We start from the raw sequence: 26,224 nt of genomic DNA, 5'->3' as shown, positions 1-26,224 counted from the left end.
CATGCAGAAAATTTCACGCATCTACGTCGGCAACTATGGCATCGATGGGGCATGGTATGACGGTGTGACGTTGGACATAACCGACCCAGACACCGGCGAGCCGACCGACACCATTCTGAACCTCGAGAACGGTGGAGGGAAAACCACACTGCTGAGCTTCGTGTTCTCGTGCTTCGATACTCCAGTGGAGCGATTCCTTAAACACCTCCAGAACCCAAACCATCGCTTCAGTCAGTATTTCGTGCCTAACGGCCGACCCGGCATCATCCTCATCGAGTGGGTGATGCCACCGCGTACTGCTGGAGCTCAACCCTACCGTCTGGTCATCGGACAGGTAGTTAGCACGAAGACCAGTGCAGAGCGCGATGAAATCGACCGCATCTTCTTTAGCTTTGAAGCCAACAGTGCTATCAACTTCGAATCGGTACCCGCACCGAAGCTCAATTTTGCCCCAGCGAACAACATGCTTGAATTTGCCGGTTGGATTCACGACGCGCACAAGCACTCCCCCGATTTTTTTCATACCCGGGCTCAACGCGACTGGCAACAACACTTGCGCGAGGAACGGCTTATCGATGTTGATATGCTGAAGCTGCAGGTGAACTTCTCCATTGAGGAAGGCGGCATCGACAAGGGATTTCTGACGTTCAAGTCGGAGCCAGAATTCATCCGCAAATTCTTCGGCCTGACCCTCGATGAGGAGATTGCTGGCTCTGTACGCCAAAGTGTGGTCGATGTCTGCGACAAACTTCGGCGCAAGCCACATTTGCAAAAATGTCTGATTGAACTCACCCGATTGCGCACGACACTACTCGCGTTCAACAACGCCGCTGAGGTGTATGCAGCTTCTCGCCAGAAGCAGGATGAGGAGTTTCGTCGTGGAGCCCGGCTCACGCGCGGTCTCAACGTCTTGGTGCAAGAGTTGCAAGAGGCTGAACGCGACGCCGCGGCAAACCAAGATAAGCTGTCCCTCCTAGCCAGCGCGAAAAGCGACCTATCGAAGCGTCTGGCTGGGGAGGCTATAACGCTAAGGCTGCTGCAGCTCACGCGCGCGTTGGAAGCCGCTACGACACGCAAGGAGTCGGCCCAGCGGGTCGTTGATGCCGCGCGGATGACCGAGCAACGGGTCAAGGCAGGCAAGGCTCACGCTGAAATTACGGCGCTCGAGAAACACTTAGCAGAGTTGGTGGCGAGTGCTACCGCAGCGCGCGAAGCGCTCGAACCCTGGCGCGACAAGGTGGAAAACCAAGGGGCGCTGCTGCGCCATGCGCTCCATATCGCCGAGCAGGAGCTGCACTCTCAAGTAAGCACCGCCAACACTGCAGAAACTCAAGCCAAACAGCGTCTCGGCACTCTCGCACAAAGCCTGCGCGAGCTCGGGGCTGCCGTACGTAAGCTTGACGTTGAAGAAGCGAGCCTGAAGACGGCCGAAGAAGCCTATCGTACTGCGCTCGCGCAGCTCATCGCCGAGGGCGTGCTTGAAGAATGCGAATCCACGTCAGCAGCGCTTTCACGTTACGCTGACCTCGTTGCCGAGAAGCACAGCGAGGAGTGCAAGTACCGCACCCAAGCCGAGATGCTTCAGAACAAAGAGAACGAGGCGCGTCAACATACTAAACAAGCCGAGCTTGCCGCTGCCAAGATTGAAGGTAGCATCACCCAGTCCGAGAAGTTCGTGGCGGAAGGCGAAGCCGAGCAAGAGAATCTCTCGCAACTGTCGATTCTGCGACAGGTCGCAGAGGCCGATACCGCTGACCCAGAGTCGCCGGCTTTGTTGCCCGCCCTGGAAAGATTCATGCTGGCCGAAGAGCGTGCGGTGGCGCAATACGAGGTGCAGCTATCTACCCTTCACGCAAGTCGAAGTGCGATTATGGAGACCGGAGTTGCGGGGGACTCGCGTAATGTCAATGAGGTTGTGGCAAACCTTCGCTCACTGGGTGTGAAATCGGCCAAACCTTTCAATACCTATCTCGCCCAAGCTATCCCAGATGCCGCGGCAGCCCGCACTTTGGTCGTAAGCAACCCGGCGCGCTTTCTGGGCGTATCGGTCGCTTCCAGCGAGCTTGCACTTGCTCGGGAACTCGTTGGCCAGGCTTTACAGCTCGATGCTCCAGTCATGGTATCGGTCGCCGCGTTGGAACCTGATGTGGCGGATGAGGACCGTTTTGTTCTACCTGCGGCCGATGATGCTGCATTCAACTTGGAGGCTGCCCAGGCGTTGCTGGCGACACTTGACGTCAGGCTCTCCGCGGTTGAAGGGCAGCGCAAGGTGCATGCCTCGCGCTCGAAGGAAGCGGTGGCGGCTCAGGAGCGGCTGTTAGCATTCGCAAAGCGTTTCGGCGGCGGAGCGCTTGCCCGTGCTCGAGCGGAGATTGAACATTTGCGTAACGAGTCGACAGCCGCGTTAGCGCGGGCGCAAACGTCGGAAGCGCAAGCCGAGGAGTATAGCCGGCTCGCCGAGGAGGCGAATCTGGCCGCGGGCGAGTGCGCCCGGGTTGCGCACACGGCTGAAATTTATCGAAACACGGTACGACGCTTCAGTGAACAGTATGATGCCACCCGACCAGCGCGGCTTGCTCGCTTACAGACCATTCCCTCCGAACACGCCGAGCAGGACACGCAGCGCATTCAACTCGAAACCGAGCAGACCGAGGTTACCGCAGCTAGGCAGGCTGCTTTCGAGCGCAAAATAGGGTTCAACGCCAAGGCAGCGGAGCTACGCAAGGAGCAGCTGACAGTAACATACTGGCGAGAAGATTTTCCAGCCGAGGAAGAGTTGCTGTCGCAGCCACAAACGCTGGAGGCGTTGCGAACCCGCTACGCTGACGCAGAACGAGTGTACTCCACCGAGGCCGACCAACGGCTGGGGCTGCTCAAGTACCAGGAAGACCAAGCGCGCAAGAACCTCTCCGAGCAACAGTTTGCCTTCGCGGAGGAATTCGCGGGCGTACGCCAAGAGGACTATGAGCCCTATCTCGCCATACAGGATTTTGCTGAGCAACTCCGACAGTGCGCCGAAACGCTCGAGCAGGCCAAAGACGAGCAAGGCCGCGCGGCCCACGGAGAAACGGCAGCCACGACGGAACGCAACATCTTCCTGAAGGAGAAGCGCCAGGCCGAACCGGCCACGGCTGCAATGCAGGCTCTCGATGATGTCGCTCTTGAGGAGGCGTTGTCTTATACCCGCCAGGCGCAACAGGAGGCGGGCCTCGACGCACAAACAGCACTGACAGAGGCTAACCGCTACAAGGAGACCGCGCGAGAGGCCGGCGACAAGGCTCGCAGCGCCGAACAGTCAGCGAACAGCCTACGGGCGTCGTTGGGACTGCCGGAGCTGCTCGATGCGGAGATAGAAACCCCGGACAGCGCATTCGAGCAACAGGCAACCGCGCTCATTGCGGAGTTTCAGCGTAAGCGCCAGGAATCGGACGGTGCATGCTCCTCCGCCAACAAGGCTTTTGAGCGACTCAAGGCCGAAGCGTCCGCACCCACATTGCAGGAGGTGGAGCCTGACCTCTCTAGCCAGTTGCTCCGCAATGAGTTCGACGCTGCTTGCACAGACAGCACACGTATCCTTGAAGGGCTCGATGACCGCATCGGCACAACACAATCGAGCCTTGACAGCATGCGTGAAGACTTCGAGGCATGCTTGGGTGAGCTCCACAATCTCTCCAGTAGCGCCATCACACTGCTTAACTCAGCCTGCACTAACAAGCGTGTTCCAGTAGGGGCACCCTACGTGGGTGGAAAACTCATCATGAAGATGCGTGCACGCTTCCATGAGCTTGGCCACGACCTGCGCCGACATCACCTCAGCAACTACCTTGATGACCTGATTGGCTCGAAGACTGTGCCAGCGAAAGGAGCGGAGCTCGTCGCAGACGCTTTGTTGCGCATCCACGGTAAGCCACTTGGGTTGCAGATACTCAAGATGGTCCCGGATGAAGCACGGCAGTACGTCGCCGTGGACAAGATTCAAAACTCGGGGGGCGAAGGGGTCGTGATGGCCATGTTCCTCTACATGCTCATCAACCAGTTGCGCGCCGAGACTCAAGCCAAGCTGAAGAAAGCAGGGGGCGGACCGCTCATCCTGGATAATCCGTTCGCCAAGGCGACCACACCGACCCTGTGGCAAGCACAGCGGTTGCTCGCACAAGCGATGGACGTACAGCTCATCTTCGCCACCGCGCTGCCCGACTACAACACTGTAGGCGAGTTCAACCGTTTTGTACGACTACGCAGGATAGGCAAGAACACCAAGACTGGACGCTGGCACATCGAGGCAGCCGACTTCAAGCTCAATGAGCAGCGCATGGCCGGGGCAGCGATATGAGCGACATATTCCTCAAGGCGTTGGAGGCTGGCCCCCGTAAACGCGTAACACTTGAAGAGGTCCGGCGAGCGTTCTTCACCGCGCACCCTGAGGCCGTCACGGTCCCTGGTCGCAATGCGCTTCTGCTCGAATGCCTGCGAGCGCTCGAGAGAGCTGGTGCCCTCAAGCTGCCAGCGGCCGGAAGGTGGGAGAAGGTGGGTAACCCGCCGCTACCCAACTGGGTACAAGTGATTCGCAACGAGACGCCAGCCACGGTAGTGGATTACGCCGCAGAGCCGTGGGTTCCGGAACTCGGGTTCTGGCCGGAATTGAAGCCCGCTTCCTTGGAGGCCGCCCGCGTCATCAACGATTTTCTGCTGCGTCGGCGTACCACGCTGACGATGGTCCCCATTAAGGAACGCTCGCTTGACATCTTCGGCGATGAGAAACGCCTTGATGCCTTACGCGCCAGCGGCGGCGACAGCCTTTTTGGCGGTCGGCTCCCTCTGTCAGCCCTGGGTGCCTTCGTGGTGCCGTCACCTTTACCCTACCGCATGGCCGACGCCGTGGGTAAGCCTGTACTCCTTGTCGAAAATCACAATAGCTTCTGGAGCTTCAGCGAATGGAACCAGCAAGAAAAGCACTATGCCGCCGTGGTATACGGTTCGGGCAAGGCCTTTCAAGGCAGCGGGGATGCGCTTAAGCAGGTGCTTCACGAAGTTGGCGGAAGCGGCGCTCAGTATCTAGGCGACCTCGACCCAGCAGGAGTGCGTATTCCACTGGAGTTCAACCGCACACGTGTTTGCAGTGGCTTCACGGTTACGCCGGCGTTCGAACTCTATCGTTGGCTACTCAAGAACGGGCGAAGGCGAGCACTCGCGGAGCGACAAGCAGGACTGAGTAAGCTCGCGGACGACTGGCTCGGCGCTGAGCTTGGCGCCGACCTGACTGCGCTATGGAAGGCTGGGCAATGGATTCCCCAGGAATCCTTAGGTTTCGAGCAACTGACTCAAGGACCCAAGTTGTATTTTGAGTGTGTCAATTGATGGGAGGGGATAGTTATGCTGAATTTCTTACGCTTTCACCTTGGCGCTGTGCTGAGCCGATTTGCCAAGCGTCGTCGCTACAAATTCGCGGATATGCCTGGCTGGCTCTTACTGTTCCTTGCCGCGGCATCTGGGGCGCAAGCTGCGTTCTATCAGAATATTCTCTCGGATGTTGGGCCGATGTATCTCAAGGCATTTGATAAAGTCGGGGTTATGGGGCTTGGCGCAACCGGCACAATCCTAACGATTGCTTTAGGATACTGCGTGCTGGTTTTCTTCGTCAGCGGATTACTGTTTGCCCGCACAGCAGACATACTCAAGAACCGCTGGCTTCCATGAGGTCAATCTTTATTCTGCGGCTTACGCTTCTGCGATGCACGTAGTCGTGGCTTGGCAGCTCGAGTTAGTGTGAGCGGATTGATAGTAGGCACTGGGGCAATGGTTTGCAGCCATGACTCCCGGCCCAGGGTGCGAAGCACCCTGAGCAAGGTATTGACTGATGAGCCTTGTCCGCTCTCAAGGTTTCGCAGAGCACGAACGCTTATTCCCGCCCGCGCTGCCAAGGTCTGCTGGTCGATGTTCTTGTTCAGTCGAAGCCTTCTGAGCATTTCGCCCAGCACAGCTTCCATTTCTTCTGACGTTAGATTTGCAGCTGCCACAATTGCACTCGCTTGGTTTTTCCGAAGCGCCTTGATTGACCGATAACGTACCAAGCTATCAAACAGCCGCGCTCAGTGCATCGGCCTAACAATAAAACGAGTAGTATGGTTAGCACCGCAACAGGCAAGATTCTGCCTTTAAACGGCTTAAATCCGTTTAAGAGGCAAAATTATGCCTGTAATGACGAATAGCCGTATTGCTTTAGACAGGACATGGAATACCACAACCGCCTGGGCAGATGGGTTGCTCCATGTCGGTGTTTTAGGCGTTAGCGCGCTCATCAAGCTTCGGAGCAACGATGCGGGGAAACGACTTGTGCTGCGGCTAGATGGCGAAGGGATGATTCGCCTCAAGCTCGCTCTTTGGCAAGACACCTCTGTCCGCCGGTGCACACGCGACGAACTATCCATCGGATGAGCTCTCCGCAGCCGTTTCCCATACGTACCAGCCCTTAGCCCATCATGACACGGGCCTGCAAGGATGCAGGCACCAAGGTATCGTGGTCGCGTCGCGGCCGGAGCCGGCGGGGGCGTATCTTATCCAAGGACTCCGCATCAGCAATCAGCAAGTCGTAAAAATCCTCGGCTCGCACATGTGAAGCGTTATCCGCTCGGATACGAAACAGTGGAATACCAGCCAAGGAAAACAGCTCGTCTTTCAACTGGTCGCGTTCCACCACTTCCGCGGCATCGTGATAGGCCGAATCCAATTCGAACCCAACAACGGGGTCTTCCTCATGGGTACACAACAACACATCGACTTGAGCAGCCCGTACATAGCTGCGGTGACGCTCGGATAATCTACAGACCATTCCCTCTACCTCGATGAAATTCCGTAATGGCACGTTGGGATAGGCTTGCAGATTGGGGAAGTACTGTCGTACCGCCTTGAGAAACTCCCGCTCTTGACGACTGGCGCAAACATTTTTCTTAAATGACATCATGTCACTAACATTCACCACACCGAGGGCGTACTCACTGTGCAGCACGATGCGCCGCATAGGAATGGTATCCGCGGACGCAGGCAGGCCAGAAGGAACGGTGCGCTTTGAACGGCGGGGAAGTTCATCAGAATATGTCATCAACGGAGTCGGCAAGGGTGTCCCTGCATCTTTGACCACTCGCCAAGCTGCCGGTAGTTGCTGGTTAATACCGACAAGAACTTCATTATCAACAACGAGGAGCACGTTGCTACGAATAAGCTGCGCAAGGCGCACCAAACAAGGCGCGTCGATACGCCGACTTTGCAGCAACTCAAGCAGAATCGCAGGCAAAATACGCTGTGTTATATCGCGAATATCGAGAAGACGAGCCTCGGTCTGCAACATGGACTCAAAGCCATCGAGAAAGCCAGCCAGATTCCGTTCTTCCAGACACGCCCTCAATTCCTGAGCGATGGCATTCATCGTACGGCCTCCTCGGCAAAATCAATATCCAAGAACAGACTTTTTCCTAACGCAAAGGGGAATGCCTGTGGCAAGGGGACCTGCAACGCTTCCATCCGGAACAGCCGAGGCACTATCCCTACATACATCACCATGAAATGACTTTCGAGCGCCAGACGTAGCTCCTCTGCCTCGCAGGCATACACCAGGTAAGGCAAGGGGTCGTCTTGGGTAATGAAAGTGCCTCCCGCCATTAGCTTTTGCAACCGCATTCCCGTGCTGAGCTCTTCAATCGCTTCGCGTACCGTTTCCTGAATCTCGCTGCTCACTCCGCGGGGAAGTCTGTAAGTCACATGGTCAACCCGAGGCAGGAGCGTGCGCAATAGGACATCATCTTTTGCCAGAGCAAGCTCTGAACGGTTTGGTCGCGCAAACAAAACGTTCGGCTCCTGAAGCTGCAAGCGCTCAATGAGACCCAGTACAAACCCTACCGGTAGTTGGGAATCAATAGACAATTGCTCGTCAACTTCTGCGCAGTAGCTTTCCCAAGTCAGGCCAGCCTGGTCCAATTCGCGGAGCAACCGAGGCATGTCGACACGGTAGCATTCGCTCAGCCCGTCCAAATCTTTCAGAAGCTTAGCCTTAACCTCAAGATGCGGTATGCCATGTAGAAAGAAACGATTTGTGACGTGATAACGTCGAAGTAAGGCCGCAGAATCGGCCTCGTTAAATTCCCGAATGAGCAGACCTGGGCTGATGTCTTTCGGGCGAATCGTGGATAGTTGCCAAATATATCGGGCCGCGCCGATTATCCAAGCACCATCCTTTAACGTAATCGCCTGTACTCCCTGTTTTTTGGACGCTAGTTTCAACTGTGACCAGCAGGTCAGCTCATCTCCGCGGGCGATTTCATAGCCTGAATCCAACTCGTGGTCCACTTGAAGCAGGACAAGTTCTGAATTCACCACATCGGCCATCGTCAGGTCTGTACTATCAGCGTGCGACAACCCTGACGACAAGCTACGACACAATTGAAACACCGCAAGACCATCCAGTATAGCTTTCCCTGGTATCTCTAGATGTCGGCGCAACATCTCCAGCGCACCAGAAGCGTCGGCGAGCAGTTCATCATTACCGGTTAACGTGGTTACCAACAAGAACGGCCAAGTCTGTTCAGAAGCGTCTGACTGCTTGACGTGGACATTAATCGCCATGTGACTGGCGGCAAAACTGAGGCTGAATACGCATGGGCCACGCTGGGCCACCCAATCTTCGCACCAGCTACAGAGTCTGATGGCCAAATCTTGCCAGCGAGCAAAGTCTTCGGTTATATCCCCCATGACTACTGTCAATCTGAGTGTGTCATTAGGAACTTGCCGCCGGGCCGTATGCCAGTCTGAGAACCCCTGTAACCGAGAGGCCGCCTCCACTGCTGCTGTGTGCTTGATAGCAACGCCAAATTGCAACAGCTCTTGCTGGAGTCGTCTGGCGAGTTGCTTGAGCCCTTCCTGCGGGCTCTGTGCAAGTTTGCGGACGACAATCTGTACGGTTGGCTCCGTCAAACGGGGATGCTTAGGACCGAGATACGACCATAAGATTTTGGCTTCTTCTTGTTCAGAATGAGCGGCAGAGAAGCCAGCGGCGGCATTGGTAGAGGAGAAAGCAGTCATGATGAACTCCATAACGGAAAGCTCTTCAGGACGGCACGCGTTATCCGGCTTTCCAAGAGTCATCAAGCCGAGAGAGAGGTATCGCTGGAATTTCGACTGGCTTTGCCGTGCCGGACAAGTCCGGTGCGTGCACTGACGGGCGCCAACTCGCCCACGGTTTGGCTCAACCGCTAACCTATACTAAGTGCATGAAAACCGTGCGTCAATACTTGCTGAGTGTCAGCCATGAGGCATCAAGCGACAAACTGTAGTCTCTCGCTTCTAATGCTACATGCCCGCACCGCCGGCTAACCATCGATGAACAAATCCTGTTCGTCATCAATCCAAACCAAGTCGTTATCGCGACCAATGGGCTTGACGAAATCGCTCTCCTGTAGAGGTGCCTGATTGAACTCAGAAATAATGGATTTCACCTTCTGGCGTTCTAGATGCCTCCGGGCCTGCTCTTTCGGTGTACCATCCGTATCGAGCACAGGGGCCGCCATTGCTGCGTTACGCTCAACATTGTCTATCTTGGCTTGTGTGACTTTCGAAACCAATGCAGCAGATGCCGCCCTTTCAGCACTAATGGCGGCATTGACGTGCTTGCGAGCGATGAATTTTGCTTCTGCAAACAGGTGGTTTCGGTAGCAATTTTGGTATTTTATTAAAAAACCATACCCATCCTCGAATATCTTCTTCGTCGACGCTGTTGCTTCAAGCAGCCCAAGTCCTTGGCCAGTCAATTCCCAGAGCAAGACAAATGGAGCATTTGGTATCTCGTAAGTTTTTATTTTACAAGTAGTCTCATTGTGCATTGATTTAAAAGTACGCGCATAGAGCTGAAGTTCTGCCGAGGTATATTTTCTACCATCGATTGTAACAATTCCATTCGGAGCTTTCTGTTCTCGAGGAATACATAGTCTTCTAAAAATATCTTCTGGAGCAAGGTCCCACTGAGCATCACCACGCCTACGGTTTTTGTTGTAACGATATATTTCGGCAGGGCAAGCGGGAATTTTCTCCTTCATCATATCCGATGTCAAAAGATGTCTTGCATCGGTCTCCAGATTACGCCTACTAATTGCCTTAAGCAGGGCTTGCATGAATTCCCCCAAGGAAACAGCTCCCTTCTTGGCATTTTTTTGTCTTTTCCTATCCTCATCTTTATCGCCAGTTTTGAATATAGAACCAGACAAATTACTCAGCTCTTCTTGGAAATACTTCATCACCTGCTCAGCGTGCCCTTTGGATGGCGGACTACCCGGAGGAGCCATTTTTGCAGCCACTCTCAACCTATCGACAAGCGACGTTTGTACCCTCAACGATACTCCAGGCCCCCGGTCAATAAATAAATCAGTGGCACATCCATAAACCATACCGGCCAGATATGGCACCCCCCACCGATGAAGCTCACGAGTCTTTGACGTGTATGCCGAAAAAACACAATTTAAATATGCATCACCATTTTCAGGACCCAAGCTCACATACCAACCAACAATAGCTAGGCTTGCCCGGTCAACCGCCAGCAGGACAGTCGGTTTCCCAACCCCGTCAATCCTCACCTCTTCACTACCAAAAAGAAGATAATTGTCTGCAGGAGTTCCATCTATATCCAAAATAGACAATTGGTCATGCACAATGTCTTGAGCACTACCTCCTCTTCGACCTGCCTTAACTTCCCGACTTTCATCTCGCTCAGCCCTAAATTGCTTAAGAAGCCTCCTGCCAATCCTCTTCATATTATCGTCACCGGAAAAATTTCTGGGGTCGACTTGATATGTAACTAGACATCCATCCTTATCACGATTAAATGCCACACGACTAACAAGCCAACGCTGAAATATTTTAGGGAAATTATCATTACTATCCCATGCTTCTTTCCTTAAAAAGCTAGCGTATTTTGCAAGCTGTTGCTTGGTTAGGCGCTTTCTCTTATATCCTTTACTCCCAAATATCTTCTCACTATCAGTTCGCCTACCAAGCGGCGTATGAGTTCCATCTTCGTTTCGCAAATCTCGCCGTGAAACGCCTGGAGCACCTTTTCTCCAATAATGGTCTACAAGCGCATTCTCATGTTCGCCATAAAATTTATGCATTTCAAACCACTGCCGCACTGCATTCTCACTAGCGCAGAATCGAGTTGCAGCGTCACTAACGGCTCTTGCATTAATTGCACGGCTCCAAAAAACAGAATCCCCCCAACATCTCTCAATATACTCGACGGCGCTTCTTCTCCGGTCCAATTCTGGACTACTTCCTGGAGGGACGCTGCATTGAGTCATTTCCTCTGGGATGCCAAGCTCCGCCACATGCACAAGCGTTCCATTCGCAAGAGCATTATCTACAAAACTTCGCGCCCATTTCTTTCTATTACCGACTTTTTTCGAGGGGGAATTCGGTATAAATATTTTACTCACTAGAGCATTACCCTTGACCGATTTTACCACCCCCAGTTCAACAACGCAGACACTCAATTCATTATAAGCAAGGACCCTAAATATTAGTTCCTTACCGCGCCCAACAATAAGTGATAGATTACTGTTGCGTATAATTACCGATTTTTCTGTAGCATCCACAATTAAACTCCAGTCAAACTCAGCAACATAAAAAGCTACAATCGTCAGTCCCCAACCAAAACCAAGGGCTTATCAGGCAAAATTTCATGTTCATGGTCAAGCGTTAGATAGCCTAAGAAATTCGCAATCGCGAAAATCCGATAGCCTGCATCCCTCCCCAATCCTAAATATCCAGCAGCAGCACTAACTCTCTGGTCGCATATTTCAAACTTAGTCTCACTCAACAATATGGTCGCCATATTTGATGCAACCTCCTGATATGCTGAAACATCATTTACCATTTTCATATACTCAAAAAGACGTCTGTTATTAATATGCTCACGGATGGAAATTGAATGCTCATTCATTATTTCGTGTGTACAACCCCACCAATGAAGCAATTCCACCTCACGTAGATGCCTTTTCTGTACAGATAGCTGTTTTAGCTTTTCATAAGGTTTCACTGAAATGGCATGATAGTGAAACCCCGAGCCCCCTGGCATTTTCAAAGTCAGGAGAAAATCAATAGTTATCACGCCACGTTTTGGCATACGCAAATTCATTTCTTTGCATTCCTGATACATGCCGCGCTCCCATTCTGGATATTGCGCACGCACCTCAACAACAAATGGATTCATCCCAAAATGATAGAGGCAGCGTTCCTCAAGTCCAGAATGGTTTGGCGTAAGCCCTCCACCTTTAAAGCCAAAATAATTTCCAGCAATACCAATTTTGCTATCTTGTGCTTTTTTCCAAGCTTCAAATTTCGGTGTTGATGGATGCCCACGCGGGTCATGTTTCGGCAATTCAGGAGGCCATGACAGAATCGGCTTGCCAACCAAATCCGCCAAATAAAAACCTGTTGCATTTTCTGGTCGTGGAAAGCTCTCAACGTAGTCAAGCTTACCGGTACGGAGAATACGTTTTGCATCATCCGGGGTGTAGGGCAGATGACTACAATCAGCAATTAACCTGCGTTTTGGGTATGCCATCGTGAGCATTTTTCCTGCTTCAGGTCGTTTCCTTTCACTCGCTTCTTCCACTCAGCAAAGGTTTCTGAGCAAGCAGCAAGTGACATTTGAATACCTTCGCTCACAAGCACCAAGTTAGTGGTGGTTTCGCACGACACATTGGAGAGAAGATAAGCTTTAGTGATTCGCTGCATGGGCCTTTCTTTAAGAGATAACTCGTATCGTTTTTGTATATGCCTAGTAAGCTGCTCAATTTTTCTCACATTAATAAGCTCTTGAGTTACATAACACCGTTTTCTGGCCCTTGACGGTAGAGTGCGGTCGTACCATACTTTATCGACATTTAACAGATAACGGAGTGCAGCCTTACTACCAGGTTGAGATTTCAGTTCTGCTCTATAAATGGCGGGATTTTCATGCAATAATTCAAGTAACCATTTTCTATATGTCAACCTAAGATTAGCCTGCTGCTCCCATGGAAGACCACCAACCCATTCAATGTATTGCTCTTTCGTTCGATGCCTATCCTTTCGGCGCTTGTCGGGAATTTTTTTATCCGACTCAGGATTAGAAAAACGAATACCAACCGTTTCTTGGCCTGCTCGTAGCACAGCTGAAAAATTATCAAATCCGCCAAAAACCGCATGTATGACCGCAAGATTTTGAATGGGATTGCGAATAGGAGCATAGTGACCCGAAGAACCTACCAGACGCTTCAAAGTATCCAAACCGATACCTAGGAATGAGCGATAATCCGGTCCAATAGCCTGATATAGCGCTTCATTCAACCGGTTATGTAGACGCTGGCAGTTTCCAAAGTAATGGTGCAGAGCCTGCGTGACAGACTCCGAGGACACCACTGAAGAACCCGTTCCTCGAAGAATTTGGTCGGCCATACTGGCGACCGATATGGCCATTTCTTGCGTTTTGTTATCTAGCCTTGCTACTACCCTCAAATGGCCGCCACATACACAGCGTCTCATCGGACGCCAGTTCGTCCGTACACGACGATGACCAGCTTCACAGGCCTCACAGAACGTGAGTAGTGGTCGTTTATGTACTGGGCACGCCCAAATTCCCGGCATCAAGGCAAGTCTGTGCCAGATGGCATAACCATTCTGGTGGGTGTCGCGCTCCATGCACTCTGGGCACATAGTCATCCTTCCTCGGAAAGCACCATTCGTCATACCAACACGAGCAGCCACCCCCTTAATTGCAATTCCCTTGTGATGCTCACGTAATGCTTTTGAATCTTTTTCCGTCAAGAATTTTGCATAAAGTGGAAATCGAGTATGACCATCAATTAATTCGTCAACAGGTGGAAGATTGGCCTGCAATTCCTCCCCAAGGTGGCCAAGCCCGGAGGGGAATACCCATCCTGGTCGTCTTGTAGAATCCGCTACAGTGCTTGGCCGTATAAGGACCTTTCCTTGACTCCTCTCAAATGACTGGCGCACAATAAATCCAGTCACGTCTTCTTCAGGCACCATGTGCATGGTGAACAACTGCGGATTTCTACGCACCACTGGCAATCCCCTAAATTTAAATAATCAATCTGTTTTTTTCTTTAATGCTTTACGAATAGTCTCTTCACGGAGGCCAGCTTTCTTTGCAATAGCACATGGTCTACCGACAAGCCCAGCAAGGCGCTTGAGACGCGCTCGAACAAAATCATCTTGCTGCTCCTCGCGCTTTTCCACAAAACCATTATCCTCACACTTCTTCAAAGCATAGATAGGGACTCGTGTAAGTTCTTGGAAACGATAGCGGGACATGTTTATGCGCTTTTTATCTGGCGCAGTACAAACATCAGCTGCTTCAGCGAGCGCGCTATTTAAGTTGCAAAGTAATTGGCATGGCGGGCTTGCACGCACTCCATTATTAGGCAACTGGAAAGTAGGCTGATTGGCCACAAACCAGTCATGCGCATTTCTATATAATCGCATCCATAATGTTGGATATTTCTTCCGTAAACTATTGCGAGACATTTCAGGATTTGTCTGGATTGCATTCAGCCATTCCGCCTTATCAGACTCTATGCGAGCACTCAGCGCTTTCTCGCGAGGAAGCGGTACGTCTGTCAAAATTGCAAGTTGGCGGCACACACTTGTTAGTGAAATTTGGAATTTTGCAGCAACTTCAGACGGTGACTTACCATCCACTAGCTCTTTCGTGACTAGATTAGCAATAGATTCCTTCAAAGTTTTAGGACGCCAACTAACATTAATTTCATAACGTTTGCACAACACGTTGAGTAGCGAGGCGCTAATTCCCATGGCCATTGCTGTTGCCTGCAGGGCCTTATGTTTAGCCAGCTCGGCAGCAACAACTTCACGCAACGGCATTACCTTTGGACTTACCAATCTTCTGTGCGCTGCCTCAATGGGTATGACTACCGTGGACTGGGCTGGACCGGTGTATGGCTGTTGCTCCGCAAACCAAGCAAATAACACACACCATTCTGGGTGGATACTTTTTTCATTACGCAATAGCGCACGTATCGCATTTTCAATATAGCGTTCCGACTGGCATAGAATTTTTAAACGCTCATCCGAAAAAGCTCCATCAAAAAAAATCGAGAACTTCCGTGTAAAATCCATAAGGTGAAACCGATTGTTATGATTTATCCAACCTGATAATTTGAATAAATTAATAACACTATCTTTGTCGTATCTTGATAAATGCACAGGCGTCTCCATGCAATATTCAATACGTTTCCCGAGTTCCATAGTCATAGCCACTTGATAACTATTTGGCTTTGACTGGCAGTGGGCGTCAAAAAGTAGCAACTGTCTCTTGCTGGTACGCAAAGGAACACCATGAATGGGGCAGACATTTACGAATGGCACACCCATGCGCCGATGGATGAATGAGAATCCATACTCTCTTTTTTGCTGCTCTTCACATTCAGAACATTGCAAATAACTCTGTTCACTGACGCTAAAAAGCAAAGGAAGTCGGCAGAGCCGAACAGGCCCCTTATACATATCAATCAACCTAGCCCGCTGAACAGAAAACTTCGCCTTGGGTAGGCCGCAGCAAATGAAGTTGAATTCGGTATGCTTATCGATGAGCGTATCGATATCGCCATAAAGATAGCCGAGCTCTTGATGGAACAAACCAAGGTAATTCGGCATTCCATCAAGACTGGGGCGTCTATTGAGAAGCTGGCGGCATGCCAGAGACAAAGAGTGCACGCCGCCATAACTCAGTATGCGAGTGAGGAAGGCGTTCACAATCTCTCCGTCAGGGAAGTGCGGCGCTACCAAAATGTTTCGATTCATTGCGGTCATATCCGACTCAAGATTGCTTCGTCCAACCACTCGTACACCTGAGGCTTTTCAAAAAGCGCAGCAGGAAGGTGGTCGAGATTCTTCAAGACAGCCAGCTTGCTTTGACCAGATACCACTTCTTGCGTCCTCGCTATGGCACTTCGGGCACCGGTATGCAGCTGTAACGTCCGCTCAAATATTTGCCTCACGGCGTCTTCGGTAAGGCTGCCTGGCTGCTGCATCTCAGGTGTCGTCACAAGCGTTACGTGCAGTGCCCGAAACCCCTGAACCAGCCAACCAAATCGGCCTAATGTCACGCCATATACCCACTCAGGAAGCGCTGCCGGCATCTCACAATGTTCTGGAAGCACTCCCTCCTGCCACAACCAGGTAACTACTTGCCGCCAGACACCTCTGGCTTTCGGGACCACGCCATCTACCAACGGAACAGGCTTGGGAATCGGGTCGAGATGCAGACCAGGGCCGTTGACCAGGTTAGAGGACGTAGTTCCCATAAAGCTTGTGCAGTACATGAATGCGCTGGTGCCTGAGATGAGCACTGGGATGCCTGTGTGCTGTCGCAACTTAAGCAGGAATTGCAAGATGGCCGCTGTATGCCCATTGACGTTTGCAAACCCACCACCATCAAGGACAACCAGGCCGACATTCAGCAGGGTGCAGATTGCAATCGCCACATTCTGGCCACGCCAACCCTCTATATCGGACAGTGCATTGATATCGGTGTCGTACCCTCCAATCACAGACAGAACGCGCTCACGCATATCCCTAAGCATCCCCTGGAGCGTTCCGCAGGTCGGGTAGGTTAGGTAGAGAACCGGTATCACCCACATACATCGCGGGGCAGGATGCTCTCCCTCGACCAAAAATGGCCTTCCCAAGATTTCAACCAACCGCCGCAAAGCCGCAGTTCGCCCCATTAATGAGGGTCCTGTCAGCCAGAATCCTGTGTCGGTGATAGAGCTGAGACATGCTGGCAGTGGTCGCAATCTCTCTCCATGCAGAACCTCCGCGGTTGCGTGGAAATAACGCCGAAATTCCTCACAACCAAACTGCTTGGCGCGGTATACCTCACGAATTTTGGCTAGAACCTGCGAAATAAACGTCAGTGTCTCCGTTAGCGGGAGATAGGCCCCGCTGAAACTGGAGAGGGCTTGGATTTTGGTCTCGGGGTCGGCCTCTCGCAGTTCTGCTGCATGAGGCACAGCCGGCCACCGCATCTTATTGCGCAACTCTGTGGCCGACAGTACCCGCATGATTTCGGCCATGCGGGGGCTCAATAGGTCGCTCACTGCAACTGAAGTGGAACTCAAGACAACTTCCCGCGGCATCACTTGCGGGGCACGGGAAGCCGTGGTGACCAGTGAGTTATGCATGGTGGCCACCTATCAAGGCAGCTTCGAACCAGAACGCATACAAGCCGCACCGGGAAAAACGATGAGGCAACGGACAGTAGGTGTGGTCCCTGGACGGGCAACTTACGATAAAAGAGTCTGGGCGGCGGGAGTATAGGCGGCCGCCATCCTTGACGCGGATAGTCATTTCCATTGATTGCATCCATAGCTTCGCCCCCCTGCAGCCAAAAAATTGGCCGCAGGGGTTGACAGAGCACGCCATGCATGAAACCATCCCGTCTGAATTGGGAGTTTGGGCGGCTTCAAGTTTGGCTTGCCACTAAAACAAACTCAGTGGAGGGATTTCTGGCGGCAACCAGAAACCCTCCATTTTCATTTGTGGTGCACAGATTGTTGGTGCTGCTATCGAATTAGCGTTTACATGCTTGTGCTCCAGCCCACTGTGATTGAAAAATGGTGTAACGGGGCAGTTGACAAAAAACCAATTTACGGTATATTATGGTTAAATGTCGGTTTTTTGCCTACGCATAAAGCAAAAGAATTCGCATTCTACTGCGCACACCCTCCCCAAAGCAAGGGCCCGCGCTCGCACAGCAGTTCTGTGCGCACGCACACAACCAGCCTGTTGCAATACCCTCGCTTAACTCAGCTTCCAAACCGCCAAGCCATCTCTTTGCTCACTCTGTTGCGCCATAAGCTCCCTTCTTAGCCCACATGCAAGCCATCACACCAACAATTGGCAGAAACAGCCGACCTTCCTACAATTGAGCTACTTCAACGCTGATAGCAGGGTCCTTGCCCATTCCTGACGGCGAGAGCTCTCCTATAAAATATAGGTATTTACAGCGTAAACAATAGACGTAAATTTCGAGAACACAAGGAAATTTGTGAGCGAAAAAATTGCTCCTTGGGCAAGCCTGGCTGCCCGTGTCGTTCGCGTTGCCCTCATGCGAAAAGATGTGGGCTATGCCGAGCTCGCCAGACGGTTAGCTACTACATTTGGCATGCACGAAGACGAAAAAGCGCTGGCGTCTCGTGTCGCGCTCGGAAGGGTACGTTTGGAGTTATTCCTGCAGATTCTTCATGTGATTGATGCCGAGCCGCCTATGCTTTGGCAAACAGCATTTGATGTTGCAACCCCTTGGGAAGAGCGTGCTAAAGCTGTCATTCTTAGCGAAATCCGTCAAATCCCACCGGTGAGCATCGATGAGCTTGTCGCTCGGCTAACCACGCTTGGCGCCAGCTTCACACAGAAGACCCTCGCCGCTCACGTAACGTCTGGAAATCTATTCCTACCCGACTTCCTACGATGCCTCGTTATCCTGCGCAGCAGAAGTTTGGACGCCTTTATTGAATACCGAGACTTGGTTTCGGCCGCAGCATCCACACCTGCAAGCGGCGACTAAACAAACCAAGCATCATTGCCATGCCCCCAACTTCGTCACTCGCTCCTCGACGAAAAAGTATGTATTAACTTACATTTTTACAGAAAGCTACTACCCCTACAGAACCCATTACCAACGTCAGTCAACAGCCTTACCAGCTATACCCCCATCGCAGGCTGCAGACCACACATCATCCAAGACGCCCAAGACGGAGGAGCCCAGATGGCCATCTCCCTGCACAACCGAAGGCGTGGGTTTTAAGCTATACGGATATACCCCACTAGATGTGCTACTCATAAAATCCGCTTGTGAGTAATACCGAAGACGTGAATACCACCGTACTGAGTAGGCAACGCTACGGCAGCAAGAGGAGGTTAGGCGGTGGCGCCCAGGGCGAATTCTAAAAAGAATGGGGGGAGGTTGTTCTTGTGCAATTCTAGCTGAAAAATGTCGCGACAAATAAATACGTTGGGAAGCAATGCTGGCGCGGGTTTCCGGACAACTGAGGCTACGAAAACCCACGCTTCTATGAAACGCAAAACCAACGCTTCTATTTACCGCCTACAAACGTAGTCAAGTCATCACACGCCTGCTTACTCAACCGTCACACTCTTAGCCAGGTTGCGTGGTTTGTCGACGTCCGTGCCGCGGGCCAGGGCGACGTGGTAGGCCAGCATCTGTACCGGAATGGTGTGGACGATGGCGGACAGCACGCCGACATGGCGTGGAGTGCGGATGACATGCACGCCGTCGGACTCGCTGAAGTGGCTGTCCAGATCGGCAAACACAAACAGCTCGCCGCCACGGGCGCGCACTTCCTGCATGTTTGACTTCACCTTTTCCAGCAGGGCGTCATTAGGAGCGATCACCACCACCGGCATGCTTTCGTCCACCAGCGCCAGCGGGCCATGCTTCAGCTCGCCTGCCGGGTAGGCTTCGGCGTGGATGTAGGAGATTTCCTTGAGCTTGAGCGCGCCTTCCAGGGCAATCGGGTAGTGCAGGCCACGGCCCAGGAACAGCGCGTTCTGCTTGCCGGCAAACTTGTCGGACCAGGCCTTGATTTGCGGTTCCAGATTCAGTGCGTGCTGCACCGAGCCCGGCAGCTGACGCAGGGCTTCCTGATAGCCGTGTTCGGCAGCGGCATCCACCCGGCCACGCTGCTTGCCCAGGGTAACGGCCAGGGCGAACAGACCCACCAGCTGGGTGGTGAAGGCCTTGGTGGAGGCGACGCCGATTTCTGCGCCGGCTCGGGTGTAGAACACCAGTTCGCTGGCGCGCGGAATGGCGGATTCGCGCACATTGCAGATGGACAGGGCCATGCTGTGGCCCAGCTCCTTGGCGTATTTCAGCGCTTCCATGGTGTCCAGCGTTTCACCGGACTGGGAGATGGTAACCACCAGATGCTTGGGGTTGGCAAAGGCATCACGGTAGCGGTATTCGCTAGCGATTTCCACATCGCAGCTGATGCCGGCAATGCTTTCAATCCAGTACTTGGCCGTCAGGCCGGCGTAGAAGCTGGTACCGCAGGCCAGAATCTTGACGCCCTCGACTTGCGGCAGCAGTTCGCTGGCACGCGCACCAAACAGCTCGGCGACAAAGCCGTTTTCCAGCACCGCTTCGATGGTGTCGGACAGGGCCTTGGGCTGCTCGTGGATTTCCTTTTGCATGAAATGGCTGTACGGGCCCAGTTCCAGCGAAGCCAGCGAAACATCAGACACATGCACGGCGCGCTCGATGAGCTGGTCGTTCTTGTCATGCAGCAATACGCTGTCGCGGGTAAGCAGGCCGATATCGCCTTCTTCCAGGAAGATGACACGGCGCGTGGCAGACAGGATGGCAGAGACGTCGGAGGCAATGAAGTGCTCGCCCTCGCCCAGTCCCACCAGCAGCGGGCAGCCCATGCGGGCGCATACCAGCTCGTCCGGACGGTCCAGCGCGATGACGCCGATGGCGTAAGCGCCGCTCAGCTGGCGGGTGGCCTGCTTGACGGCATCGAACAGGCTGACACCCTTCTGGTAATGATGGTGTACCAGATGGGCGATGACTTCAGTATCGGTTTGCGATTCGAACACATAGCCCAGGGCCTTGAGGGCTTCGCGCTGCTGTTCGTGGTTTTCAATGATGCCGTTGTGCACCACGGCAATGCTGTCGTGCGAGACATGCGGGTGGGCATTGGGTTCGGTCACGCCGCCATGGGTGGCCCAGCGGGTGTGGCCAATGCCCAGCGTGCCCTGCAGGTTTTCGGCGGCAGCGGCGGCTTCCATTTCGGCCACGCGGCCAACACGGCGCACCCGGCTGATGGCCGTGCCGGTATGCACGGCGATGCCGGCGGAGTCATAACCGCGATATTCCAGTCGCTTCAGGCCGTCTACCAGGATGGAAACCACATTGCGCGCCGCAATGGCGCCGACGATGCCACACATTATTTTCTCCTTGCACTGTCACTGTTCGAGGGCGCGCAAATCAGCGTGATGCCCTTCGCTTTGATCATGTCCGCTGATGCGGCGGGCAGGGCCTCGTCGGTAATCAGGGTGTGAATGTTGTGCCACGGCAATTCCAGGTTGGGAATGCGGCGGCCTATCTTGTCCGACTCCACCATGACGATGACTTCGCGCGCCACTTCAGCCATGACCCGCGACAGCCCCACCAGCTCGTTGAAGGTGGTGGTGCCGCGTTCCAGATCGATGCCGTCGGCACCGACAAATAGCTGGTCGAAATCGTAGGAGCGCAGCACCTGCTCGGCCACCTGCCCCTGAAACGATTCGGAGTGCGGGTCCCAGGTGCCACCGGTCATCAGCAGGGTGGGTTCGTTTTCCAGCTCGCGTAGCGCAGCGGCCACATTGAGCGAATTGGTCATCACCACCAGGCCGCGCTTGTTACCCAGCAAGGGAATCATGCCGCTGGTGGTGGTACCGCTATCGATGATGATGCGGTTATGGTCGCGAATGCGCTCGGCAGCGGCACGGGCGATATCCAGCTTGCGGTCGGACAGCTGGCCGGCATCCGGCTCGGCCATCATTTCGCTGGGCAGGGACACCGCACCACCATAGCGGCGCAGCAGCAGGCCACCGGTTTCCAGCAGGGCCAGATCCTTGCGGATGGTGACTTCAGAGGTGGCAAAGCGGCGGGTCAGCTCGTCCACGCTCACCTCGCCCTGTTCTTGCACCAGAGTGGCAATGGCATGGCGGCGCTGCTGAGTGTTTCGTTTGGTCATGCCATCATTTCGTTTCGAAAGTTTGCCGATGATAGCAAGGCGGAAAAACCTTGGCAATGAAACAAAACAACAAATCAAGCAATTTTCTTTCGAAACGAAAGAAAAACGACAACATTGAAAGATAACATCCAGCAAAAACCCGGTGGCTTCCATACAGGAAACACACCGGGCATCGGAGGCTGGCGCTAAGTAGCTTCAGCTCTTTTTCTGCGGTCGCTTCCAGCCGGCAATCGTCACCTGCCGTGCACGGGCCACGGTCAGGGCATCGGCCGGGGCGGTGCGGCTGATCACCGAGCCGGCACCGACTGTTGCGCCGCTTTCCAGGGTAACCGGGGCCACCATCAGCGTGCCGGAGCCGACAAACACATTGTCGCCAATCACGGTCTTGAACTTGTTCACGCCATCGTAATTGCAAGTCACCGAGCCGGCACCCACGTTCACCTTGCTGCCGATTTCGGCATCACCGATATAGGTGAGGTGATTGACCTTGGAACCCAAACCAATGCTGCTCTTTTTCACTTCGACGAAATTGCCGATGTGCACTTCGTCGGCCAGCACGGCACCAGGGCGCAGGCGAGCATAGGGACCGAGGCGGCAATCCGCTCCGACCACAGCATCTTCCAGATGGGAAAACGCGGCAATGCGGCTACCGGCGGCGACGCTGACATTCTTCAGGATGCAGTTGGCACCGATTTCGACATTGTCGCCCAGTTCCACCACACCTTCGAACACGCAATTGACGTCAATGCTGACATCACGGCCGTGTTGCAGGGTGCCACGAATATCGATGCGGCCCGGGTCGGCCAGCGTGACACCGGCAGTCAGCAGTGCACGCGCCTGGTTTTGTTGCAGGATGCGCTCCAGTTCGGCCAGTTGCAGCTTGTTGTTGACCCCAGCGGCTTCCCAGGAGGCCGACACGCTGGCGCTTTCCACACTGATGCCAGCCGCAACGGCCAGTTCCAGCACGTCGGTCAGATAGTATTCGCCCTGGGCATTGCCATTGCGCAAGGCATGCAGCCAGTCGCCCAGATGACGGTTGGGCAGCACCATCATGCCGGTATTGATTTCACGGATGGCCAGCTGCTCCGGCGTGCAATCCTTGTGCTCGACAATGGCCTTGAGCTTGCCATCGGCATCGCGCAGCATGCGGCCATAGCCAGTGGCATCGTCCAGAATATCGGTCAGCACCGCCATGCCATCACCAGCAGCGGCAATCAGCTGCTGCAGCGTTTCGCTGCGGGTGAGCGGAACATCGCCGTACAGCACCAGGGTCTTACCATCCTGCGGCAAGGCCGACAGCGCCATTTTCAGCGCGTGACCCGTCCCCAGTTGCTCGGCCTGTTCAGCCCAGATGATGTCTTCGTCCTTGATGACCTGGCGCACCTGCTCGCCGCCAAATCCGTACACCACCACCAGCCGCGTCGGCTTGAGCGTGCGAGCGGTGGCAATGACGCGCGCCAGCATTGGCGCACCGCCGATGGGGTGCAAAACCTTGGGTTTGGCGGAGTACATGCGGGTACCCTTGCCTGCCGCCAGAATGACAATACTGAGGCTATCCATGCGAACTCTTTGCTGACCAGAAATGAAAAAGGCTGCCACATAAGTGGCAGCCTGCAACTATACACGATTCGTTCTCGCGCTTTTAGTGCACACGCTTCTTGAGGTAATCCAGTGCCTTGAGCTGGGCAATGGCTACTGCCAGGGCAGCGTGCGCCTTTGCCGTGCTCAGGTCATCGGTAGCGTGCTGCAGAGATTCCTCTGCGGCGCGCTTGGCCTCATTGGCGCGAGCTTCGTCGAGATCCTCGCCGCGGATCGCCGTATCAGCCAGTACGGTGATGTGGGTGGGCTGTACTTCCAGCATGCCGCCGGAGACAGCCACCAACACTTCTTCCTTGCTGCCGGGTACTGTCATGCGCAGTACACCGGGTTTGATACGGGTCAGGAGCGGCACGTGTCGCGGATAGACACCGATCTCACCTTCCAGCGCCGGAGCGACCAGAAACTCGGCTTCGCCAGAGTAGATGAGTTGTTCGGTGCTCACCACTTCCACATGCATCTTGGACATAAGCCCTCTCCTTAATTAAAGGGTCTTGGCTTTCTCAGCGGCTTCTTCAATAGAGCCAACCATGTAGAACGCTTGTTCCGGCAGGTGGTCGTATTCGCCAGCGAGAATCGCCTTGAAGCCCTTGATGGTGTCGCGCAGGGAGACGTATTTGCCCGGGGAACCGGTAAATACTTCGGCCACGTGGAAGGGCTGGGACAGGAAACGCTGGATCTTACGCGCGCGTGCCACGACCAGTTTGTCTTCCTCGGACAGTTCGTCCATACCCAGAATGGCGATGATGTCGCGCAGTTCCTTGTAGCGCTGCAGCGTGGATTGCACGCCACGGGCTACGGAGTAGTGCTCGTCACCAACCACCAGCGGGTCCAGCTGGCGCGAAGTGGAGTCCAGCGGGTCAACGGCCGGGTAGATACCCAGGGCAGCGATGTCACGCGACAGAACCACGGTAGCGTCCAAGTGGGCAAAGGTGGTTGCCGGGGACGGGTCGGTCAAGTCATCCGCAGGGACGTATACGGCCTGGATGGAGGTAATGGAACCATCCTTGGTCGAGGTAATACGTTCTTGCAGACGGCCCATTTCTTCGGCCAGAGTCGGCTGGTAACCCACGGCGGAAGGCATACGGCCCAGCAGTGCGGATACTTCGGTACCGGCCAGGGTGTAACGGTAGATGTTGTCAACGAACAACAGTACGTCACGGCCCTTGCCAGACTCGTCCTTCTCGTCACGGAAGTGCTCGGCCATGGTCAGACCGGTCAGAGCAACGCGCAGACGGTTACCCGGCGGCTCGTTCATCTGGCCATACACCATCGCTACCTTGTCCAGTACGTTGGAGTCCTTCATTTCGTGGTAGAAGTCGTTACCTTCACGGGTACGCTCACCTACACCAGCGAACACGGACAGACCGGAGTGGGCCTTCGCGATGTTGTTGATCAGTTCCATCATGTTCACGGTCTTGCCTACACCGGCACCGCCGAACAGACCAACCTTACCGCCCTTGGCGAACGGGCACAGCAGGTCAATCACCTTGATGCCAGTTTCCAACAGGTCGGTAGCGGAAGACAGCTCGTCGAACTTCGGAGCAGACTGGTGAATGGCGCGACGTGCGTCGGTAGCCACCGGACCAGCTTCATCAACCGGATTACCCAGTACATCCATGATACGACCCAGGGTGGCGTTACCCACCGGCACCGAAATCGGTGCGCCGGTGTTGGCAACAGCCATGCCACGCTTCAGGCCGTCCGAGCTACCCATCGCAATGGTACGGACCACGCCGTCGCCCAGCTGTTGCTGGACTTCGAGCGTCAGGTCAGCGTCAACCAGCTTCAGGGCATCATAAACCTTCGGCATGGCGTCGCGCGGGAATTCCACGTCGATCACCGCACCAATGATTTGTACGATTTTGCCTTGGCTCATTATCGGTTCCTAAACATTTAACTTTTACAGTCTGTGTACGGCTTACACCGCTGCGGCACCAGCCACAATCTCAGACAGCTCAGTGGTAATCGCCGCTTGACGGGCCTTGTTGTACACAAGGCGCAGCTGCTTGATCGTATTACCCGCGTTGTCGGTTGCGGCTTTCATGGCCACCATACGCGCTGCCTGTTCGGAAGCCATATTTTCGGCCAGAGCCTGATACACCACCGACTCCAGGTAACGCTTGACCAAGAACTCCATCAGGCTCGGGGCATCCGGTTCGTAGAGGTAATCCCACGAATGCGAGTGCTCCACCACCATGTGATGCGGAGTCAACGGCAGGAGCTGTTCGATTGTCGGTTCCTGTTTCATCGTGTTGATGAAACCGGAATAGACGATGTAAACCGCGTCCAGTTCGCCTTCAGCGTACTGCTTGAACAGCACTGTAAGCGGGCCAATTAGTTTGTCCATCTTCGGAATATCACCGAGCTGGACGGCGCTAGCCACGACATTGAGACGAGCACGCTGGGTTGCAGCCAGGGCCTTTTGACCCAGGCAGCACACGTCGATTTCGACGTTTTGATCCTGCAGTTCCTTGACCTTGGCATAGAAGCGCTTGAACGAGTTCACGTTCAGGCCGCCACACAGGCCCTTGTCAGAGGAAACCAGGATGATACCAGCGCGCTTGACAACGTCACGGCGTGCAAGCAGTGGATGACCAAGATCCGCGTTTGCCTGAGCAAGGTGCGCCATAACCGTGCGCACCTTCTCAGCATAAGGACGGGCAGCGCGCATACGCTCTTGCGTTTTGCGCATCTTGGAGGTTGACACCATTTGCATCGCGCGAGTGATCTTCTGCGTGTTTTGCACGCTTCGGATCTTGGTGAGAATCTCTTTACCGACTGCCATTCCTGAACCTTTCTTT

18 protein-coding genes are annotated in these 26,224 nt (G+C 54.0%); 4 read left to right on the top strand and 14 right to left on the bottom strand.

Annotation, left to right across the window (positions count from 1 at the left end):
- Position 1: 1 nt before the first annotated feature.
- The 3 genes from DBR44_RS13195 to DBR44_RS13185 are packed head-to-tail and all read left to right on the top strand — an operon-like array spanning position 2 to position 5,697.
- Positions 2–4,333, top strand: coding sequence for a hypothetical protein (locus tag DBR44_RS13195; protein WP_124644501.1), 4,332 nt, complete (start codon positions 2–4; stop codon positions 4,331–4,333).
- On the top strand, positions 4,330–5,358 hold the full coding sequence (locus DBR44_RS13190; protein WP_124644500.1) for a DUF2220 family protein: 1,029 nt from the start codon (positions 4,330–4,332) through the stop codon (positions 5,356–5,358). Before DBR44_RS13195 ends, DBR44_RS13190 begins: the two co-directional genes overlap by 4 nt.
- A gap of 15 nt (positions 5,359–5,373) precedes the next feature.
- Complete coding sequence (locus DBR44_RS13185) at positions 5,374–5,697, top strand: hypothetical protein (RefSeq protein ID WP_124644499.1); 324 nt, start codon at positions 5,374–5,376, stop codon at positions 5,695–5,697.
- Between the two features lie 2 nt (positions 5,698–5,699).
- Here DBR44_RS13185 and DBR44_RS20095 read toward each other — a convergent pair whose 3' ends face one another.
- The 8 genes from DBR44_RS20095 to DBR44_RS13145 form a co-directional block, all read right to left on the bottom strand.
- Positions 5,700–5,966 carry a helix-turn-helix domain-containing protein gene (locus tag DBR44_RS20095; protein WP_370449660.1) on the bottom strand — a complete coding sequence of 89 codons (267 nt, stop codon included), beginning with the start codon at positions 5,964–5,966 and terminating at the stop codon, positions 5,700–5,702.
- A gap of 503 nt (positions 5,967–6,469) precedes the next feature.
- Positions 6,470–7,423: a DUF2726 domain-containing protein gene (locus DBR44_RS13175; RefSeq protein WP_124644497.1), complete on the bottom strand. Its 954-nt coding sequence runs from the start codon at positions 7,421–7,423 to the stop codon at positions 6,470–6,472.
- Entirely contained in the window at positions 7,420–9,072 is a 1,653-nt protein-coding gene (locus DBR44_RS13170; protein WP_124644496.1) for a glyoxalase superfamily protein, read from the bottom strand. Before DBR44_RS13170 ends, DBR44_RS13175 begins: the two co-directional genes overlap by 4 nt.
- Positions 9,073–9,359: 287 nt before the next feature.
- Complete coding sequence (locus DBR44_RS13165) at positions 9,360–11,630, bottom strand: hypothetical protein (RefSeq protein WP_124644495.1); 2,271 nt, start codon at positions 11,628–11,630, stop codon at positions 9,360–9,362.
- A gap of 44 nt (positions 11,631–11,674) precedes the next feature.
- Positions 11,675–12,610 (bottom strand): TnsA endonuclease N-terminal domain-containing protein, encoded by a 936-nt coding sequence (locus tag DBR44_RS13160; protein ID WP_233578548.1) that lies wholly within the window; start codon positions 12,608–12,610, stop codon positions 11,675–11,677.
- Positions 12,577–14,076 carry a TniQ family protein gene (locus DBR44_RS13155; protein WP_233578563.1) on the bottom strand — a complete coding sequence of 500 codons (1,500 nt, stop codon included), beginning with the start codon at positions 14,074–14,076 and terminating at the stop codon, positions 12,577–12,579. Before DBR44_RS13155 ends, DBR44_RS13160 begins: the two co-directional genes overlap by 34 nt.
- A 54-nt stretch (positions 14,077–14,130) precedes the next feature.
- Positions 14,131–15,873, bottom strand: coding sequence for a TnsD family Tn7-like transposition protein (locus DBR44_RS13150; protein WP_124644492.1), 1,743 nt, complete (start codon positions 15,871–15,873; stop codon positions 14,131–14,133).
- On the bottom strand, positions 15,870–17,138 hold the full coding sequence (locus tag DBR44_RS13145; RefSeq protein ID WP_233578546.1) for a hypothetical protein: 1,269 nt from the start codon (positions 17,136–17,138) through the stop codon (positions 15,870–15,872). Before DBR44_RS13145 ends, DBR44_RS13150 begins: the two co-directional genes overlap by 4 nt.
- A 974-nt stretch (positions 17,139–18,112) precedes the next feature.
- On the opposite strand from DBR44_RS13145, the gene DBR44_RS13140 reads away from it, so the two are divergent.
- Positions 18,113–18,631, top strand: a complete 519-nt coding sequence (locus DBR44_RS13140) for a DUF6471 domain-containing protein (protein ID WP_124644490.1) — start codon at positions 18,113–18,115, stop codon at positions 18,629–18,631.
- Positions 18,632–19,203: 572 nt separating this feature from the next.
- On the opposite strand, the gene glmS is transcribed toward DBR44_RS13140, so the two are convergent.
- From glmS to atpG, 6 genes are all read right to left on the bottom strand, one after another.
- Positions 19,204–21,033 (bottom strand): glutamine--fructose-6-phosphate transaminase (isomerizing), encoded by a 1,830-nt coding sequence (gene glmS, locus DBR44_RS13135; protein ID WP_124644489.1) that lies wholly within the window; start codon positions 21,031–21,033, stop codon positions 19,204–19,206.
- A complete protein-coding gene (locus DBR44_RS13130) occupies positions 21,033–21,824 on the bottom strand; it encodes a DeoR/GlpR family DNA-binding transcription regulator (protein WP_124644488.1) in 792 nt (263 codons plus the stop codon). The genes glmS and DBR44_RS13130 overlap by 1 nt, the downstream gene beginning before the upstream one ends.
- A 195-nt stretch (positions 21,825–22,019) precedes the next feature.
- Entirely contained in the window at positions 22,020–23,384 is a 1,365-nt protein-coding gene (gene glmU, locus DBR44_RS13125) for a bifunctional UDP-N-acetylglucosamine diphosphorylase/glucosamine-1-phosphate N-acetyltransferase GlmU (protein ID WP_124644487.1), read from the bottom strand.
- A gap of 82 nt (positions 23,385–23,466) precedes the next feature.
- Complete coding sequence (locus DBR44_RS13120) at positions 23,467–23,889, bottom strand: F0F1 ATP synthase subunit epsilon (protein ID WP_059285294.1); 423 nt, start codon at positions 23,887–23,889, stop codon at positions 23,467–23,469.
- Between the two features lie 15 nt (positions 23,890–23,904).
- On the bottom strand, positions 23,905–25,299 hold the full coding sequence (gene atpD / locus DBR44_RS13115) for a F0F1 ATP synthase subunit beta (protein ID WP_124644486.1): 1,395 nt from the start codon (positions 25,297–25,299) through the stop codon (positions 23,905–23,907).
- A 42-nt stretch (positions 25,300–25,341) separates the two neighbouring features.
- Positions 25,342–26,208 carry a F0F1 ATP synthase subunit gamma gene (atpG, locus tag DBR44_RS13110; protein ID WP_124644485.1) on the bottom strand — a complete coding sequence of 289 codons (867 nt, stop codon included), beginning with the start codon at positions 26,206–26,208 and terminating at the stop codon, positions 25,342–25,344.
- Between the last annotated feature and the right edge of the window lie 16 nt (positions 26,209–26,224).

The sequence above is a fragment of the Aquitalea sp. FJL05 genome, from assembly GCF_003852595.1.
Taxonomy (GTDB): Bacteria; Pseudomonadota; Gammaproteobacteria; order Burkholderiales; family Chromobacteriaceae; genus Aquitalea; species Aquitalea aquatilis.
Note: the sequence above shows the minus strand (reverse complement) of the source record. Positions and strands in the feature narration are given on the sequence as shown.